The sequence below is a fragment of the Mycolicibacterium holsaticum DSM 44478 = JCM 12374 genome (genome assembly GCF_019645835.1).
GTDB lineage: Bacteria > Actinomycetota > Actinomycetes > Mycobacteriales > Mycobacteriaceae > Mycobacterium > Mycobacterium holsaticum.
This window is the reverse complement of the sequence record NZ_CP080998.1, coordinates 5241774-5259025: the sequence shown is the minus strand read 5'-3', so window position 1 is coordinate 5259025 and position 17252 is coordinate 5241774. Positions and strand designations below refer to the sequence as shown.

Here is a 17252-nt window from a genome sequence, read left to right as displayed (position 1 = left end):
GGTTATCGCCTCGGTATCCCCAACAGTCGTTCAGCGACGATATTGCGCTGAATTTCGTTGGTGCCGGCGTAGATCGGGCCGGACAGGGCAAACTGGAACCCCTTGATCCAATGGTCATCGAGGTCAGCGTCGCTGCCTTGCAAGACCAATCCCGCTTGGTGAAGTTCGATATCCAACTCAGACCAGAACAGCTTGCTCAGGCTGGCCTCTGCGCCCAGCGGAACTCCGTCCAGCAGCCGGGTCACCGCCCAGTCCGTCGCCAGTTTGTAGGCTTGCGCCCCCATCCAAGCGTCCGCAACGGCGGCCCGGTGACGCGCATCGGCACGTACTGTTTCCGGTGCAGCGCGGAACTGTTCGATCAACCTGTCGGCAGTCGCGAGAAATCGACCAGGGCTCCGCAGCGTCAGGCTGCGCTCTGACCCGGTGGTCGCCATCGCGACCTGCCAACCGTTGCCGACCCCGCCAAGCACATCGGAGTCAGCAACGAAGGCGCCGTCGAAATAGACATCAGCGAACCCCTCTGTTCCGTCGAACTTGTTGACCGGTTGGACAGTTACGCTCGGTTGATCGAGATCGATCAGGAAGTAGGTGAGCCCGTGGTGGCGTTGGGCCAGCTCGCCAGTGCGAAAGATGCCGAACATGTGGGTGCTGATTGCCGCCCGCGTGGTCCAGCACTTCTGCCCTTCCAGACGCCAACCGCCACCCTTTTCGTCACGCAAGGCGCGCGACCGCAGGGAGGCAAGGTCGCTGCCCGCATCGGGTTCTGACCAGCCCTGGCACCAGATGTCTGCAACCGACGCGATCCGTCGGAGAAAGCGCTCTTGTTGATCGTTGGTACCGAACTCCAAAAGTGATGGCGCGAGCAGGAAGATCCCGTTCTGCGCCACGCGTTGCGGCAGGCCCGCCCGGTAGTACTCCTCCTCGAAGATCAACCAGTGCCACAGGTCCAGGTCGCGGCCTCCGAATCGCTGGGGCCAGCTGACGACGGCCAGTCGGGCGTTGTAAAGCTTTCTTTCCCAAGCGAGATGCGCAGGCGCGCCATCGATTGTGTCGCCCGACGGCAGCGGCAGTGCAGGCTTATTCGCGGCAAGCCAGTCACGTACTTCGCCACGAAATGCTTCATGCTGGGCGGTCGGTTTCAGATCCATTCGGGCTCCCGCGAGTCGCACCGGACTGGCCGGCGGCATCTGTATCCAGGATGCGTTACCCTAGATTTTCCGACTCGGCCGTGTCAAACGTCTACGTGGCGCGGCGGCGTCGTTCTCAGGCCGGCGCTATCCGGGTTCCCGCGGTCGTACGCATTGTGAACTGGAAGGACATGCCTCAGGGTTCCTTGCCCTACCTTGCCGCCCAACCGTTCCGGCCTAAACTTGCCGGAAAGCCTTTTCGCCCATGATGTTCCAGTCGAAGTTACGTGGGCCGAAGGCGGGGCAGGAGGCTGAATGAATGACCTGGCGCTGCGTTGACTTCACCGGCGGAAGCATATAGATTCAGATGAATCCTGGATACAGCGCATCGCGGCATCGCCGCCAGAGGCATAGGAGGCCAGCGTGGCGGAGGAGTTTGTTCCCCACCTTCTGATCGACGGACGTCTGGTGGCGGCTCGCTCTGGAAAGACCTTTGCGAACATCGATCCGTACTTCGAAACCGAGATCGGGCAGACCCCCGACGCCGGAATCGAGGATGTGGACGCGGCGGCCATCGCGGCACACCAAGCGTTTGAAAACACTTCGTGGTCCAAGGACCACGCGTTCCGGTCACGTTGTATCGGCCAGCTTAGAGAGGCGATGCAGCGCCACCTCGAGGAGTTACGCGAGATACTCGTTGCCGAGGTGGGCTGCCCGATCTTCATGACCAAGCAATTTCAGCTCGATGATCCAGTCGACGAACTCACAGACTGGATGGAGCTGGCCGAAAACTACGCATTCGAGCGCAACCTTCCGCCACACCCGGCGATGGTGTCGCCGAATGAGCGCTTGCTGATCAAGGAGCCGTGGGGCGTCACGGCGCTGATCACGCCATACAACTACCCAATCCAACAGCTCTGCTACAAGGTTGGACCGGCACTGGCGGCGGGCAATACCGTCGTTGTCAAGCCTTCACCGCTCACTCCGTGGACCGCTAATTTCGTCGGCAAGTTGGTGGTCGAGGAGACCGACATCCCGCCGGGCGTCTTCAACGTCATCACAAGTTCGGAAACCGACGTCAGTGAGGCGCTGGTGGCGCACCCGTGCGTCGAGATGATCAGCTTCACCGGTTCCACGGCGGTCGGGAAGCAGATCATGGCGACCGCAGCGGAACGGGTGAAGAAGGTCGCCTTGGAACTCGGTGGAAAGTCGGCCACCATCGCGCTCGACGATGCCGACGTCGAGTCCGTGGTCCGGTTCAACGTGCCACGGATGTCGCGGCATTCTGGGCAAGGATGTACGAACCTGACTCGCTTGCTACTGCCCAGGGTGAAGTACGAGCTCGGCCTGGAACTGGCGGCAGAGATTGCCTCGCAGGTGATTTGGGGTAACCCCCGCGACTTCGACACGCACATGGGACCGCAGATCAGCCGCACGAATCAGCAGCGGGTCCTACAGCACATCGAGAAGGCTCGCGCCGAAGGGGGTCGTATCGTCGCCGGAGGCGGGATACCGGAGGGTGCAGAGACCGGTTACTTCGTCGAGGCCACCGTGATTGCCGACGTGGAACCGAACTCGACGATTGCTCAGGAGGAAACGTTTGGGCCGGTGCTTGCGGTGATTCCGTACGACACGGAGGAAGAAGCCGTGGCTATTGCCAACAATTCGCCATTCGGCCTGTCGGGCGCGGTTTATGCGGCGACCGATGAGCGTGCGCTTGCTGTCGCCAAGCAGGTCCGCACAGGCACGATGGATGTCAACGGAGCGACCTGGTTCGCCCGCGACACTCCGTTTGGCGGAATGAAGCAGAGTGGGTTGGGCCGCGAGTGGGGAATGGCCGGTTTTGAAGAGTTCCTCGATACTCGGGTCATCGGCTACCCGACCGCAAAGTCATGACGGTGCAATTTCGTTCGCCGTCGGTTCTGGCGATCGGCACGTACCGATGAAGGTGTTCGAGGGGGTGCGCGTAGTCGAGCTGGCCTCGTACCTGTTCGTTCCGGCGGCCGGAGCCATCTTGGCGGACTGGGGGGCCGATGTCGTCAAGATCGAGCATCCCGAGCGGCCGGACCCGCAGCGAAACTTCGTGATCGCGGATATGAGCGTCGGTGATGCGCCGTTCGAGCCGCTCATGCAACAGACGAACCGCGGTAAGCGAAGCCTCGGTCTCGACGTCGGTACGGCCGATGGCTATCGGCTACTCACCCGGCTCGTCGCTACCGCCGATGTGTTCCTGACGAACTTGCTACCGGCCAGCCGTAGACGACTCCGATTGGAGGTCGACGACGTCCGCGTGATGAATCCGAACGTCGTGTACGTAAGGGGAACTGGTTACGGCCCTGTGGGCGAAGATCGCAACATGCCCGGCTTCGATGGGACGACATTCTGGGCCCGCGGTGGGGCGGCGGACAACCTGACCCCGGCGGGGGCCGAGGAGCCGACGCCGATGCCGCCGGCGCTCGGTGACCTACCCGGGTCCACGTCGGTCGCCGGCGCCATCGCGGCCGGGCTGTTTCACCGGGCACGCACGGGTGAGCCGCCGGTGGTTGATGTCTCGTTGCTGGGCGTTGCCGTTTGGGGTAACTCACCGGCCATCATCGCGTCCGCTCTGCGTGGTGAACCAATCCGCAAAACACCCCGTGAGGAGAACTTCAATCCGGCGTCGTTGGCGTACCGTACCCGCGACGGCCGGTTCATCAAACTGTCGTTGTTTCAGTCGGATCGCTATTTTGGCCGGCTCTGCGAATGCCTGGGTGTCCCAGGCCTTGCGTCCGATGCTCGGTTCGTCGATTCGGCGTCGCGCGCGGCGAACAACAGAGAATGCATCGCCGCTCTGGATGGGGCTTTCGCCCAATTCGATCTCGCTGAAGTCACCGAACGGCTGGCCGGCCTGGGTGGTCCGTGGTCTGTCGTACAGACAACGTATGAGGTGAGCCAGGACCCGCAGGTTCTGGCGAATCGCTACCTGGCGGACCTCGACGTCGACGGCCAGAAAGTAACCGTCGCCGCGTCGCCTTGGCAGTTCGGCGAGACACGCTATCCGCTGCGGGCCGCACCCGGGCACGGCGCCGATACCGATGAAATTCTGTTCGAACTCGGACTCAACCAGGACGAAATAATCGAACACAAGGTGTCGGGCACCGTCCTGTGAGAGGTCGCTCCCGGGTAACCGGACCGAAAGACTTAGGGACAGGCGTATTGCCTGAATAGCGGGGTATCCTGGATCCGTGTCTGCGGGGGAGCGTGCGAGCGCACGAAACAAGGGCAAGCCGGCGGCTAGACAACGCATTGTCGGTGGCCGGCTCGTTGACGGGATCACGACGCAGCTACGAGAGATGATCCTCGACCACACGATCGCGCCAGGAACGGTTCTGCTCCAGAATGAATGGGCGGAGCGGCTACAAGTCAGCCGCACGCCGTTGCGTGAGGCCTTTCGGATTCTCGAACGGGAGGGTTTGGTTCGCGTGTCGAACGGCAACCGTACCGTCGAGGTCGTGCACTTCGCCAGCCTTGAGCACGAATTGCGAGGGTTGTACGAAGTACGGGAGGTGCTCGACGGCTTGGCTGCCCGACTCCTTGCACGTGCGGGCCTGGACGATCAAACCGCGGTGGAGCTTGACTCGCTTCTGAACGAGATGGACGACGCAGCACAGCCATTCGACTCGTCCCGCTGGTTCTCGGCGCACATGGCTTTCCACGTCCGCATCGCCGAATCGTGTGGCAATAGCCGGTTGCGTCAGCAACTGGATTTGATCAGGATGACGAGCCTTTCGTTACACGCCTACCTCGGCGAACTGTCGGCAACCGGCGGCCGCCTGACCGAAGTGCTCACCACAGCTGCGAAGCAGCATCGCGCCATCGTCGCCGCGATTCAAAGCGGTAATGGCGATCTGGCAGAGATGGCCGCGTGCCAGCACATCCGTACTGTGCTCGACTCGGACTTGATCGAGGGAGCGGCCGGTTTGCCCAGAGTCACAACAGACTAAAGCCGAGACCGATCGCCGGGTTCTCGGTCACTTGTTGACCATTCCCGCGTCGACGGGCAGCGCGATGCCGGTGACATAGCGCGCTTCATCGGACACCAGCCAGGCGATCGCGTTGCTGACATCACGGGCGTCGATCAACGAGACGGGCAATGGGTTACCCAATCCAGCGGAAAGCGCAGGGTCGGCGGCGGCGGCCGATTCGTGGAAGCCGGTAAGCATCGGGGTGTCGACACCGGTAGGGTGCACCGTGTTAACTCGGATACTTTGCGGTGCAAGGTAGTTAGCGTACATACGCATCAAACCGACTACTCCATGCTTGGCTGCCGCATAACCGAAGTTACCGCCGTTCGTTCCTGCAACCATTCCTTTCAAACCGTTCACCGAGCTGGTGATCACTATGGATCCGCCACGCTTTTGACGCTCGAGCGTCGGCAGCGCCGCCTGGATCGTGTTCCACACGCCGATGAGCATCACCTCGATGGCGTCCCGGAACGCTTCGTCATCGCGCCCCTCGCCGAGACCTTGGAACATGATGCCCGCGTTGGCAAGCACAATGTCCAATCGGCCGAGCGCAGCCACCCCATCGTTGACCGCATTCTTGAGCGCCGCCGCATCGCGGACGTCGACAACGAAGGACTCCATGCGTCGGCCGAGCTTCTCCACGAGGGCAACGGTCTCGGCGAGATCCTCGGCGGTCGGCATCGGATAGGACACGGTTCCGATCTGTTCACAGATGTCGACGCCGACGATGTCGGCGCCCTCTTCGGCCAGCCGTATCGCGTGTGCGCGACCTTGCCCGCGGGCCGCCCCGGTGATCAGCGCAACCTTGCCCTCAAGTTTTCCCATCGAGATTCCTCGCCTTCTTCTGGTGCCCGGGAGTTGCTTCCGCGGACCGAGCAGGTTCCCACTGTGGCAGGGTCACGCCCGGTTCGATGTCCTCGAAACGCACGCGCATCGGCATGCCCACGGACAACTCAGCCACACCGGCCAACTGGCCGACGAAGCGGATCGTCGGGTCGTCGTCGAGCTGAACCAGCACGATGGTGCACGGTGCTGGAAATGCCTCATGAATTGTGTGATGGAGAACAGTCCAGGAATAAACTGAGCCGGTAGGCCGCACGTCCTGCCAGCCGACCTCCCACGACCCACAATGATGGCAGTACGACTTTGGTAGGTGAAGTTTGGCGCCACAGAGCAAGCAAGCGCGCACGACCAGTCGATGTTCGACCGCAGCCTGCCAGAACCCGCCGGTTTCTTCGTCATCGACGACCGGTAGGGGCCGTTGAGCTGTGTTCGACATCAGCCCGCCCGCAGCATCATCGCACTGGTCATCACCGGGGCACCCGAGGTCACCAGGCACGTTTGCGCACCAGGCACTTGCGATGTCGAGTGGCCTCGCAGCTGCCGGACGCCCTCGAGGATGTGGTTCATACCATGGATATAAGCCTCCGAGAGATTGCCGCCTGCGGTGTTGATCGGGATGGTGCCGGGTAGGTCGATGGCGCCGCTGGACGCGAAAGCTCCGCCTTCGCCAGGCGCACAGAAGCCATAGTCTTCGAGCTGCAAGAGCACCGTGATCGTGAAGCAGTCGTAAAACTGGGCAACGTCCACCTCGGCGGGACCCAAACCGGCCCGCCGATAAAGTTCGCGGGCGGCGGACCTGGACGGGGTCATCAACAGATCAGGCCTCATCAAGGCGGGAAACACTTTGCCGCCCTGCACTTCCGGAACGGTGCCCTGGGTAACCGCGCGAACCAGGACAGTGGGCTGTGGTGAGTCGGCGGCGCGTTCTGCGGTGGTGACCACGACTGCGCATGCCCCGTCGGATTCGAGGCAGTAGTCGAATAGCCGGAGCGGTTCGGAGATCATTCGCGACTGGAGGTAATCGGTGATCGACATGGTCCGGTTGCTCATCATGGCGGCCGGATTGGCGTTGGCGCGTCTGCGTACTACCATAGCGATGCTCGCGAGATCTTCCGCGGTGGTCCCATATTCGAGCATGTGGCGACGAGCATAGAGCGCATAGAGCTGCCCCGGCGCCATCAGGCCATAGGGTAGAAAAAATTCATCGAGTGAGCCGCGACCACCCACCCGCTGCACTCCCTTGGCACGCTGAATTGCGGTGCCCTTACCGAATCTCAAGTCCGACCTACCATTGAGCGCACGGTAAACCAGTACGTTGTTGGCCTGTCCGGAGAGGATCGCGGCGACCGCTTGGCCGACCATGCCGCAAGGTGACGCGCCGCCCGTGCCAGCGGCGCCCCAGTACGTCAAGTTGGCCAGACCGAGCCAGTGGCCGATATCGCTGTGGTGAACGGTGTCGTAGTCGGATCGGACGACGCCATCGATGTCTGTGCACGTCAGCCCCGCGTCAGCGATCGCGGCAAGACCGGCCTCGGCGGCCAAAGCCGCGACGCTACGGCCAGACCTCTTGGAGAACTCGGTAGCGCCGATACCGGTGATCGCGCACCTGTCCCGGTGGTTGAATCCGTCGTCCTTCACCCGGCGACTCCCGAGTTCGCCGGCGCGTAAAGCGGCGCGGTCCTAACCTTGATCGGACTCGTCGGCGCGCACAATGGTCGCTTTCCCCTCGTATTCCTTTGCTTCGCGCCACTTCGCAAGAAGCTCCTGGTATTCGAACGTGCCGCCGCCGTAGGCATCGACCCAGACCGGCCGGCCATGTTCGAAGTTTCCTGTCGAAGCGTCGAAATCGCCCTCGTTGTTGAAATAGCCCGGGGTACAAGCTTGGACCGCCTCGGCGTTGAACACCTGACCGACCTTCTCGTCCATCACGTCACACCACTCCTGGACAGCAGACTCGGAGATGTCGATTTTGACCACCCGGTCCTGGTAAAGCTGCTTGATGGTCTTGGCGATGTGCCGGGCTTGGTAGGTGAACGCATACGTATTGTTCACCGTCACTGCGGTTTGCCGGAGTCCGCCGACGATGTACATGTTTGGGAAGCCGTGGGTTTGGATGCCGTGCACGGATCGCACCCGCTGCTTCCAGGCCTGTGCGAGGGCCACGCCGTTGCAACCGATGACGTCGAAGCCGCCAGAGCGGTCCGGTGTAACCACCGCCTCAAAACCGGTGGCGTAGACGATGATATCGACCTCGTACTCTTTTCCGTCGACCACGATCCCGTTCTCGGTAATCGCCTCGGGTCCTCGCCCGTCCGTATTGAGCAGATGCACGTTCGGCCTGTTGAAAGCTTGCAGGTACTCGTCGTTGAAACCCGGACGTTTGCAGTGCGTCGCATACCAGGGTTTGAGCGACTCAGCCAGCACGGGGTCCTTGACCACTTCGTCGACGCGCGCTCTGACCCGCTCCATCTGTGCAATGTCGTTTTCTTCGACTCTGCGCAGATAAGCGTCCATGTCTGGAGTCGTGCCGTCGGTGGGGGTCTCCAGTGGTGGGACGCCCCATACCCGGGTCCACTCGTCTTCGACGATCTTTTCCTCGACCGCGATGCCGAGCATCTGGGCCTCGAAGTTCGCCCAACGCCTTTCCTGCCAACCCGGTTGCTGGTTGACAAACCACTCTTCGTCCGTCGGTGCATTATCACGAGGCAACACGATCGTCGGTGTGCGTTGAACCAGGTAGGTCGCTTTTGCGCTGTTGGCCACATGTGGGAACGCCTGCAGGGCGGTTGGACCGGTGCCGATGATTGCGACTCGTTTATCCGTGAGCTTGTCCAGGTTGCCTCGCGAGTCACCTCCGGTGACACCGAAATCCCATCGGCTGGAATGGAACCACGGGCCCTTGAAATCCTTCAGGCCAGGAATGCCGGGAAGTTTGGGGCGATGCAGGATTCCGCCGGTCGCCAACACGATGTAGCGAGCCCGAATCTCGTCACCCCGGTCAGTGCTCACGGCCCACCGCAACGTCTCCTCGTGCCAGGCGACATCTAGGACGCGTGCCTGGAAGACTGCGTTCTCGTAGAGGTTGTAGTTTTTGGCGATCGACTTGGCGTAGTCGAATATCTCGTCGCCGGGGGAGTATCGCATCGACGGCACGTAGCCCGTCTCCTCCAGCAGCGGCATGTACAGATACGAGTCGGTGTCACACGCGATCCCCGGATACCGGTTCCAGTACCAGGTGCCGCCGAAGTCAGCGGCCTTGTCGATGACCGTCACCTCGTCGATGCCCTCTTTTGCGAGGTGCACGGCGGTGAGCAGACCTGCGAAGCCGGCACCTATGACCGCGACCTCCGTCGTCCTCTTAATCGGCTCTCGGGGCTGAATTTTGGTGAACGGGTCAGCCTCCACGTCCGAGCCGAGATCGATTGCGATGTATTGGCCGGCGCCATGCGCCCGGATTCGCTTCTCGCGTTCCTCGGCGTATTTTCGTGCCAAGTGCTGGGCGTCGGCCATGCTGTGTATGCCTCCTAGGGATGACGTTTCGGGCAATCGGACAGGCTGCTTATTTGACGGCGATGGGATTCACGGGAGAGCCGACGGCGCCAGTGACCCGCAGCGGCGGCGCCACAAGCTGGAACTCGTACACGCCGTCGGCGGCGCAGTCAGCGGCCAGATCATCGAGGAACCAGAACTCGCCCAGCATCATGCCCATATCGCGCAGCGTCAGTAGGTGCAGCGGGTTGAACATGCCCTCGACACCTGACTCCAAGCTCTCCACTTGGACGTTGTCGGCGGCAACCGCTGCGACTTCGTGCTCGTGCAGCCAGGAGGCAACGGTCCAGGACAGCCCTGAGGATGGTTCCAGCGGATTACCCGTCTGCCGGAATCTCGCTATCCATCCCGTACGAACCGCCACGACGTCTCCGCGTTGCACACGCACACCTTGGGCGGCGGCGGCCGCGTCGAGTTCGGCTCCGGTGATGTCCTTGCCCGGTTCGAGAAAGTCGACACCTCGGTGCTTGCATATGTCGATTAGCACGCCGCGGGTCGTCACACCCTTGACATCGACCTTGTCGATTGAGCAGTGAAACGCACCGGCGCTGGTGACCGACGCCGCCGGGAAGCCGTTATAGAGCAGGCCGTCGTAGTACACGTGCGATAGTGCGTCCCATTGCGTCGATGCCTGAAGTGGCATGATGATCATGTCATCGTTGAAGCGGAAAGCGCTGGCGCCGAAGTACTTGCTGATCTGCTGCGCCGTACTGTTGTCCGGCCAGTCGCTGCCATAGCGCGCCCACTGCGTTTCGTCGCCGCCGTCCACGGTCATCAGGTGAATCGGCTTGTTGCGGAAATCAAGGGCCCCCTGCGGGCTCGACGTGCCGAACTCGATACCCAGCGCGAAGACCCTGCCCTTTTTCACCAAGCTGGCTGCCTGAAGAACCTTGTCGTCGTCTATGAAGTTGAGCGTTCCAAGCTCATCGGCCGCACCCCAGCGACCCCAATTCCGCACCTCATCGGCAACACGGTGGAACTCGGTCAAACTGTCCACTGCAACCCAAATCTTTCATTAACGTACGGCCCACAAGCACTTGCGCCTCGATGACCCGAGTATTGCATCCAGGATGCTGAACGACAAGACCGCGACCCGGTTTCCTGCTTTACACTGTTTGGACAAGTGCGAACCCCAGACACCAGCCTGCTTGCGCAATGCGGTCACTCCGCCGGGTCGCCGGACCCAGGAAAGATCGGCCGGCCACGGGGCGCCATGCCCGCAAGGAGGACCCTATGACCACCGACGCCTCAACCCGGATTGAATTGCTCCGCAGGACGCCTCGGCTGGTCGACGAGGTCATCAACCGGTTACGCGAGAGCATCGTCGATGGAACGTTGCCCGCTGGAACGCCGCTTCCGCAGGTCGCGTTGGCTGCGCAGCTCGGCGTGAGTCGCACGCCTCTGCGAGAGGCATTGCGTGTCCTGGACAGTGAAGGTTTGGTCCGAAGTTCAGATAACAACCGAACCGTCGAGGTGGTTCAGATTGGGCCAGAAGATCTGCGTGAGATGTATGAAATGCGCGAGGTGATCGACGGCCTCGCGGCTCGCCTCACTGCGCGTAAAGGCCTGGAGGCGCAGGATAAAGCCCGCGCCTATCAACTGCTTGAAGAGATGGCCAGCTCGTCAGAACCATACGACCCCGTGCGTCGCAACCGCGCGCACGCCGCGTTCCACGAGTTGTTCGCACTGGCCTCAGGCAATGCCCGAGTCCAGTCTTTTGCCTCGATGATTCGCACCAGCTCGGCCATGTTGTATCTGCCGCTGGTGCGCGAAACGGCGGCGGCCAATCTGGCGGCGGCCAATCCGGACAACACCTACAAGGAGTTCCTGGATCAAGCGCAGGAACAGCACAGGAACATCCTGGAAGCGGTTGTGGAGCGCAAAGTTGGTGCCGCCGAGGAGGAGGCGAGGCGACACATCCGCCGAACCTTGCGGCTGGCGCCATATTTCGGCTGAGCTTGCTATCCCGGCCAGCCGATGATTGACGACGTGTACTCGTAGCGGTAACCTCCGAAGCATCCTGTATCCAGGATGCTTCAATGGCTTGCGATCGGCTGAACGGGCGCACTGAGCCCGGGAAGAACTGGGAACGAGGGACACCGACCAATGAAGGTTTCAATTGACGAACAACGCTGCGCGGGGCACGGTCGTTGTTATGCCATGGAGCCGGACTTGTTCGCTCCAATCGATGACGACGGGCATGCCGGCTTCCTTCTGGACGGACGGCCTCTGGAAGCAGTTGAGCTGCGGACGAAGCTGGCCGAAGTGAGTGCGAATTGCCCGGAAGAGGCAATCACGATCGACGAGAGTGAGAGTGCGCAGTGGTGACCAAGCTACCCGAATCAACCGCGTGCCCAGTGGGCTACGGAAATTTCGACCACATGACCACGACGCCCGAGGGCGACTGCCCGTATCCCGTTTATCGACAACTCAGGGCCGACAGCCCGATCGGTAGAAGTGAGCTTTATGGCGGATTCTGGGTCGTGACCGGCTATCCGGAATGCTACGAGATCATCCACCGGCCAGAGGTGTTCTCTTCACGTCGCATCACGTTCCCGGCTTTCCCGCAAGACGCGCCGATGATTCCTATTGAGCTCGACCCGCCCGCTCACTCGGTGTATCGCTCGCTGCTGGCACCGGTATTCTCACCCCGCCGAACCCGGGAGCTGTGGGAAGATCCAATTCGCGCAGTTGTCAACCGACTCATCGACGGCTTCATCGACAGCGGACGATGCGATGCGTATAAGACGCTGGCCGAACCTATTCCGTGTTATATGGGCACCACCCTGCTCGGTGTGCCAAACGATGATGCACCGCGACTGCTGGAATGGGTTTCAGCGGTGGTTGACAATTCGCCGGCCGACCCAGAGGCGCCCAAAGTGGCGATGCAGAAGCAGTACGAGTACTTTACGGCGAAGCTCGAAGAGCGGCGGGCCGATCACTCCGGCGACGACGTCCTGTCCAGATTGCTTAGGGCCGAAGTCGATGGTAAGAAGCTGACTCAGGACGAGTTGCTGGGCTTTTGTCTGCTGTTGTTGCTCGCCAGCATTGACACCACCCAAAAGGCGATGGGCTCGATGATTTGGCACCTGGCCAAGGACGCGGACCTGCGCCACAAGTTAGCCGCAGATCCATCCGAGATTCCGGCTGCGGTCGAGGAAATGCTGCGGTTCTGGTCGCCATCACAACCCAGCCGGCTAGTCTTGGAGGACATCGAGTTTGCGGGCCAACAGCTAAAGGCCGGCGACGTGGTACTGATGATGATCGGCTCTGCAGACCGTGATGAACGGGAGTTTCCCGCCGGGGACGACTTCGTGGCCGACCGTAGCCCCAATCGACATCTCACGTTCGGTGGACACGTACACAAGTGCATGGGAGCGCACATCGCCAGGCTTGAAATGCGAGTGTTGCTCGAGGAGTTGTTGCGCCGAGTCCCGGATTTCGAAATCGAGGACGATTCGAAGGTGCGGTGGTGCCCTGGTCAAGTCCAGGGGTACGTCTCGGTGCCGATCAGGTTCAACGCCGGATGAACACGATGGCGAGGCTTGACTCAAAAGTTGCGTTGGTCACCGGCGCAGGTAGAGGACTTGGAGCCGCAGTTTGCGAGTCGATGGTCAAAGACGGTGCGACGGTTGTTGCGGCCGACGTCAATGCCGTAAACGGTCGCGAACTAGTCGAACGGCTCGGGGAGCGGGCGGTGTTCGTCGAGCTCGACGTGACGAGCGAGCGGTCATGGGAAACCGCGGTCGCCGAAGTGACAGACCAATTCGGCAAGATTGACGTTCTGGTGAACAACGCCGGAGTGCTCTGGATCGCACCGCTGATAGGTAGTTCGCTCGATGACTATCACCAGGTTGTCGCTGTCAATCAGACCGGACCCTACCTCGGCATGCGTGCTGTGCTGCCCGGCATGGTGGAAGCAAAGCGCGGTTCGATCGTGAACGTCTCGTCGATGAACGGAATTCGGGGAATGCCCGGCGAATCCGTCTACAGCGCAACTAAACACGCTGTCATTGGTATGACACGTTCGGTCGCCCTCGAGGTGGCTGAGTTTGGCGTACGGGTGAATGCGGTTTGCCCTGGACCGATCGATACCCCGATGATCGCTGAGGCCGACATGGGTACCGTCGGGAAATCCAATGCAGAAGCGTTGGAGCCGCTGGTTCCCTTCAAGAGACTTGCCGCCCCGACGGAAGTCGCCGAAGTCGTGTGCTTCCTCGCCTCGGACGCTGCATCGTATTGCAGCGGAGCGGAGTTCGTTGTCGACGGCGCTTGGACATCGGGCTTGTCATTCTCCTAGGAACGACAGTGTGATCGGAGTCGTCGACGATGACCGCAGGGTGGGGCATCAGCCGGACTGGCCGACTCAGCCCGTGCCGGCAGGTGCTCGCTGTGTTGTGCGCCGATCCTGCCTGGACCCCGGGCCCGCCCCGCGGTTGTCGCAGCGTGGGCAGCTTTGAAAAGACGAATATCTCGAAAAGGGTTGTTTGAAAGCACTTCTCGGACCAACACGAAGGATTGACGGCGTGATCTGGCTGCTGTACGTTGAGCGCAGGCAATGTATCCAGGATGCTGATTGCGGGTTGTCGACCATAAAGGAAGGACCCTGCTGGCATGGCAGCACCGACTGAGGTCCAAACCGGTCCCCCTCAAGGGGCCATACGGGTCGCCGCCAAGCCCGCGCGCGCGCTCGGCAACTTCTTCTCGGTATCACTCGACATTTTGGTGCAGATGGTCAGACCACCGTTTGCATGGGCCGAATTCATCGACCAAACGTGGTTTGTCGCCCGGGTGGCGATTCTGCCGGCCGTCCTGTTGTCGATCCCGTTCAACGCATTCGCGGTCTTCTTGCTCAACGCACTACTTGTCGAGCTGGGCGCTGCTGACCTCGGCGGCGCCACCGCCGGCGTAGCGTGCGTCACCCAGATCGCGCCGATGGTAACGGTATTGGTGGTCGCAGGCGCAGGCGCCACGGCGATGTGCGCAGACCTCGGCGCACGGACGATTCGCGAAGAAATCGATGCGATGCGGGTCATGGGACTTGATCCAGTACGCGGACTACTGGTTCCGAGAGTCGCTGCGCTAACAGTAAACGCGCTGTTGCTCAACGCCATAACGACGACGACCGGTCTGGCGGCCGACTATGCGTTCACCGTATATTTGCAGCACGTTACGCCAGGTGCATTCGCCTCGAGCCTGACACTTCTGGTCGGTCTACGCGAATGCCTGATTGCCATCCTGAAGGCGGTGCTTTTCGGCATCGCCGCGGGATTGATCGCCTGCTACAAGGGCATCACCGTGGAGGGCGGTCCGCAGGGCGTCGGTAATGCCGTGAATGAAACCGTGGTGTTTTCCTTCATGACGCTATTCATGATCAACGTTCTGCTGACCGCCATGAATGCGCAGATGGCATCATGAGCGCACCCAGCCGCCACTTCTGGCCGCGGACTACCCGGATGATCACCAAATTCACCGATGAATGGAACCGAGCCGGGATTCAAGCCGCGTTCTATGCACGATCCCTCGCGCTGATTCCCAACGCGTTGGTTCGCTACAAGGTAGAGACGTTGCGGGTCATCGCTCAGACCAGCTTGGGGGTCGGCACGCTGGCCGCAATCGGCGGCACCGTAGTCATCGTCACGTTCTTGCTGATGTCCCTGGGCGCACTCAACGGGCTTGAAGCGCACCGATCGTTGAGTCACGTCGGCGCCGACGCAGTGGGCGGATTCTTCTCCGCATATGTCACCACACGCGTGTCTGCGCCGCTGATTACCAATATCGCCTTGGCCGCAACCATCGGCGCCGGCGCCACCGCACAGCTGGGCGCGATGCGGATCAACGAGGAGGTTGATGCTCTGGAAGTGATGAGCATTAACTCGATGGCGTACCTGGTTTCGACCCGAGTCATGGCCGGTGTGATCGTCACCGTCCCACTGTTTTGTCTGTCGGCCGAGGCGGCATATCTGACAACTCGGGTCGTCTACATCCATGCCTTCGGACAGTCGGCGGGTGTCTACGATCATTACTTCTCGACCTATCTCAGGCCCCTGGACCTGATTTGGGCGTTGACTCAAGCGGTCGGAACGGCGCTTGTAGTGATGCTGTTGCACACGTATTACGGCTTCACCGCGAAGGGCGGACCCGCGGGCGTCGGGGAAGCAGTTGGCCGCGCGGTACGTGCATCTTTGATCGTGTCGGTGGCCACGACATTGATGATCGGTATGGCCGTCTACGGGAAGACCGGCGACTTCAACCTAGCGGGATAGCAACGATGAGACCTAGATGGCGCGAGGCTGGCTTGCATCCGGCGATCTGGACTGTCATTGAGTTGACGGTGATTATCGGTCTGGTCGTAGTGACCGTAGGCATGTTCAATCGAGACTTCAGGCCCTACGCGCGGGTTACCGTGATGTCCGACCGTGCTGGTCTGGTGATGGAAACCGATGCCAAAGTCAAGCTGCGCGGTGTGCAGATCGGCCGCGTCGCGTCGATCCAGTCGGACAGCCCAGTGCGGCTCGAGCTTGAGCTCTATCCCGACCAGCTGAAATACATTCCGGCCAATGTCGAAGCGCAGATTGCCGCGCCAACGGCATTTGGCGCCAAGTATGTCGAGCTCATAACCCCCCAGGAGCCGAGTTCCAAGCGACTTGTGGCTGGCGCGGTGGTGAGATCGCAAAACGTCAGCATCGAGGTCAACACCGTGTTTCAGAACCTCGTCGACCTGCTCAAACAAGTCGACACCGCAAAGCTCAACGCGGTTCTATCTGCGTTAGCCGAAGGTTTCCGGGGCAAGGGCGAGGACCTCGGCGGCGCCATTACCGATCTCAACCAGGTGTTGACGACCATCAACCCACGCAGTGAGACGATGCGAGGGAACTTCCGCGCCCTCAAGGAGGTTGCCGACACCTACGGTGCGGCTGCTCAAGACATCCTGCAGGTGCTAGCCGCAGCCAGCACGACAAGCTCGACCATCACCGACAATGCACAGGCACTGGATGCGTTGTTGATAAACCTGATTGGTCTCTCCCACACCGGTATCGACCTGATAGCGCCGAACCAGGACAACCTGGTGCAGGGCATCAACGGGCTGGAGCCGACGACCAGACTTTTGAAGAAGTACGATCCGGAAATTACCTGCACACTGCTTGGTGCAACGAAGGCCATGGAGATGGGATGGGGCGAGATAGCCGGTGGCCGCAACGGTACCTCGATCATCTTGGACGTTGCGCTGCTGCCCGGCGACGACCCATATCGCTACCCTCAGCACCTGCCGGTCAACGGCGCCAAGGGAGGACCCGGTGGCCAACCGAGTTGTGGTTCGTTGCCAGATGTTTCCAAGAACTGGCCGCAGCGGTACCTGGTTACCGACACCGGCTGGGGCACCGGTCTGGACGTGCGTCCAAATCCCGGCATTGGGTTCCCAGGCTGGGAGAACTACTTCCCGGTGACTCGGGCAGTCCCCGAGTCTCCTAGTATTCGCAACCTCGAAGGACCGGCTCCGGGTCCGATTCCGTACCCAGGTGCGCCGCCATATGGGGCCCAGCTGTACGAGCCTAACGGTACGCCGCGCTACCCAGGCCTGCCGTCGGCGCCACCGCCTGGTCGACCGCGCGATCCCGGGCCCCCGCCCCCGGGAGCGCAGCCATTCCAGCCGGCACATCCAGGGCGAGTGCAGCCGACCCCGGCGCCGGCGCTGCCCCCGCCGGGAGCCCCCTAGTGGACAAGGCTA

16 protein-coding genes are annotated in these 17252 nt (G+C 61.4%); 10 read left to right on the top strand and 6 right to left on the bottom strand.

Features of this window, described 5'->3' with window-relative positions; translation table 11 throughout:
* Nucleotides 1-2: 2 nt before the first annotated feature.
* Complete coding sequence (locus tag K3U96_RS25210) at nt 3-1148, bottom strand: acyl-CoA dehydrogenase family protein (RefSeq protein WP_220691464.1); 1146 nt, start codon at nt 1146-1148, stop codon at nt 3-5.
* 402 nt (nt 1149-1550) lie between these two features.
* Here K3U96_RS25210 and K3U96_RS25205 point away from each other — a divergent pair, with 402 nt between their 5' ends.
* The 3 genes from K3U96_RS25205 to K3U96_RS25195 all read left to right on the top strand — a co-directional run bounded on the left by K3U96_RS25205 (nt 1551) and on the right by K3U96_RS25195 (nt 5110).
* Nucleotides 1551-3023: an aldehyde dehydrogenase family protein gene (locus K3U96_RS25205; protein WP_220691463.1), complete on the top strand. Its 1473-nt coding sequence runs from the start codon at nt 1551-1553 to the stop codon at nt 3021-3023.
* A 52-nt stretch (nt 3024-3075) separates the two neighbouring features.
* Nucleotides 3076-4275, top strand: coding sequence for a CaiB/BaiF CoA transferase family protein (locus K3U96_RS25200; protein ID WP_220691462.1), 1200 nt, complete (start codon nt 3076-3078; stop codon nt 4273-4275).
* A gap of 76 nt (nt 4276-4351) precedes the next feature.
* A complete protein-coding gene (locus tag K3U96_RS25195; protein ID WP_220691461.1) occupies nt 4352-5110 on the top strand; it encodes a GntR family transcriptional regulator in 759 nt (252 codons plus the stop codon).
* A 27-nt stretch (nt 5111-5137) separates the two neighbouring features.
* On the opposite strand, the gene K3U96_RS25190 is transcribed toward K3U96_RS25195, so the two are convergent.
* The 5 genes from K3U96_RS25190 to K3U96_RS25170 are packed head-to-tail and all read right to left on the bottom strand — an operon-like array spanning nt 5138 to nt 10520.
* Nucleotides 5138-5956: a mycofactocin-coupled SDR family oxidoreductase gene (locus tag K3U96_RS25190; RefSeq protein ID WP_220691460.1), complete on the bottom strand. Its 819-nt coding sequence runs from the start codon at nt 5954-5956 to the stop codon at nt 5138-5140.
* Nucleotides 5943-6410, bottom strand: coding sequence for a Zn-ribbon domain-containing OB-fold protein (locus K3U96_RS25185; RefSeq protein ID WP_220691459.1), 468 nt, complete (start codon nt 6408-6410; stop codon nt 5943-5945). The genes K3U96_RS25190 and K3U96_RS25185 overlap by 14 nt, the downstream gene beginning before the upstream one ends.
* Nucleotides 6410-7612, bottom strand: coding sequence for a thiolase C-terminal domain-containing protein (locus K3U96_RS25180; RefSeq protein WP_220691458.1), 1203 nt, complete (start codon nt 7610-7612; stop codon nt 6410-6412). The genes K3U96_RS25185 and K3U96_RS25180 overlap by 1 nt, the downstream gene beginning before the upstream one ends.
* A 42-nt stretch (nt 7613-7654) precedes the next feature.
* Nucleotides 7655-9484, bottom strand: a complete 1830-nt coding sequence (locus K3U96_RS25175; RefSeq protein ID WP_220691457.1) for a flavin-containing monooxygenase — start codon at nt 9482-9484, stop codon at nt 7655-7657.
* A gap of 49 nt (nt 9485-9533) precedes the next feature.
* Nucleotides 9534-10520 carry a cyclase family protein gene (locus K3U96_RS25170; RefSeq protein ID WP_220691456.1) on the bottom strand — a complete coding sequence of 329 codons (987 nt, stop codon included), beginning with the start codon at nt 10518-10520 and terminating at the stop codon, nt 9534-9536.
* Nucleotides 10521-10756: 236 nt separating this feature from the next.
* On the opposite strand from K3U96_RS25170, the gene K3U96_RS25165 reads away from it, so the two are divergent.
* From K3U96_RS25165 to K3U96_RS25135, 7 genes are all read left to right on the top strand, one after another.
* Nucleotides 10757-11479: a GntR family transcriptional regulator gene (locus tag K3U96_RS25165; RefSeq protein ID WP_220691455.1), complete on the top strand. Its 723-nt coding sequence runs from the start codon at nt 10757-10759 to the stop codon at nt 11477-11479.
* 150 nt (nt 11480-11629) lie between these two features.
* Entirely contained in the window at nt 11630-11851 is a 222-nt protein-coding gene (locus tag K3U96_RS25160; RefSeq protein WP_220691454.1) for a ferredoxin, read from the top strand.
* Complete coding sequence (locus tag K3U96_RS25155; protein ID WP_220691453.1) at nt 11848-13053, top strand: cytochrome P450; 1206 nt, start codon at nt 11848-11850, stop codon at nt 13051-13053. Before K3U96_RS25160 ends, K3U96_RS25155 begins: the two co-directional genes overlap by 4 nt.
* Nucleotides 13050-13823: an SDR family NAD(P)-dependent oxidoreductase gene (locus K3U96_RS25150; RefSeq protein WP_220691452.1), complete on the top strand. Its 774-nt coding sequence runs from the start codon at nt 13050-13052 to the stop codon at nt 13821-13823. Before K3U96_RS25155 ends, K3U96_RS25150 begins: the two co-directional genes overlap by 4 nt.
* A gap of 314 nt (nt 13824-14137) precedes the next feature.
* Nucleotides 14138-14941 (top strand): MlaE family ABC transporter permease, encoded by an 804-nt coding sequence (locus tag K3U96_RS25145; protein WP_220691451.1) that lies wholly within the window; start codon nt 14138-14140, stop codon nt 14939-14941.
* Entirely contained in the window at nt 14935-15789 is an 855-nt protein-coding gene (locus K3U96_RS25140) for an ABC transporter permease (protein WP_372514925.1), read from the top strand. Before K3U96_RS25145 ends, K3U96_RS25140 begins: the two co-directional genes overlap by 7 nt.
* A 5-nt stretch (nt 15790-15794) precedes the next feature.
* On the top strand, nt 15795-17240 hold the full coding sequence (locus K3U96_RS25135) for an MCE family protein (protein WP_220691449.1): 1446 nt from the start codon (nt 15795-15797) through the stop codon (nt 17238-17240).
* Nucleotides 17241-17252 lie beyond the last annotated feature (12 nt).

What these genes read in the sequence shown, in the direction of transcription:
- K3U96_RS25210 (WP_220691464.1), bottom strand. Translation starts at nt 1,148, where the DNA reads ATGGATCTGAAACCGACCGCCCAGCATGAAGCATTTCGTGGCGAAGTA.
- K3U96_RS25190 (WP_220691460.1), bottom strand. Translation starts at nt 5,956, where the DNA reads ATGGGAAAACTTGAGGGCAAGGTTGCGCTGATCACCGGGGCGGCCCGC.
- K3U96_RS25185 (WP_220691459.1), bottom strand. Translation starts at nt 6,410, where the DNA reads ATGTCGAACACAGCTCAACGGCCCCTACCGGTCGTCGATGACGAAGAA.
- K3U96_RS25175 (WP_220691457.1), bottom strand. Translation starts at nt 9,484, where the DNA reads ATGGCCGACGCCCAGCACTTGGCACGAAAATACGCCGAGGAACGCGAG.
- K3U96_RS25165 (WP_220691455.1), top strand. Translation starts at nt 10,757, where the DNA reads ATGACCACCGACGCCTCAACCCGGATTGAATTGCTCCGCAGGACGCCT.
- K3U96_RS25160 (WP_220691454.1), top strand. Translation starts at nt 11,630, where the DNA reads ATGAAGGTTTCAATTGACGAACAACGCTGCGCGGGGCACGGTCGTTGT.
- K3U96_RS25150 (WP_220691452.1), top strand. Translation starts at nt 13,050, where the DNA reads ATGAACACGATGGCGAGGCTTGACTCAAAAGTTGCGTTGGTCACCGGC.
- K3U96_RS25145 (WP_220691451.1), top strand. Translation starts at nt 14,138, where the DNA reads ATGGCAGCACCGACTGAGGTCCAAACCGGTCCCCCTCAAGGGGCCATA.
- K3U96_RS25135 (WP_220691449.1), top strand. Translation starts at nt 15,795, where the DNA reads ATGAGACCTAGATGGCGCGAGGCTGGCTTGCATCCGGCGATCTGGACT.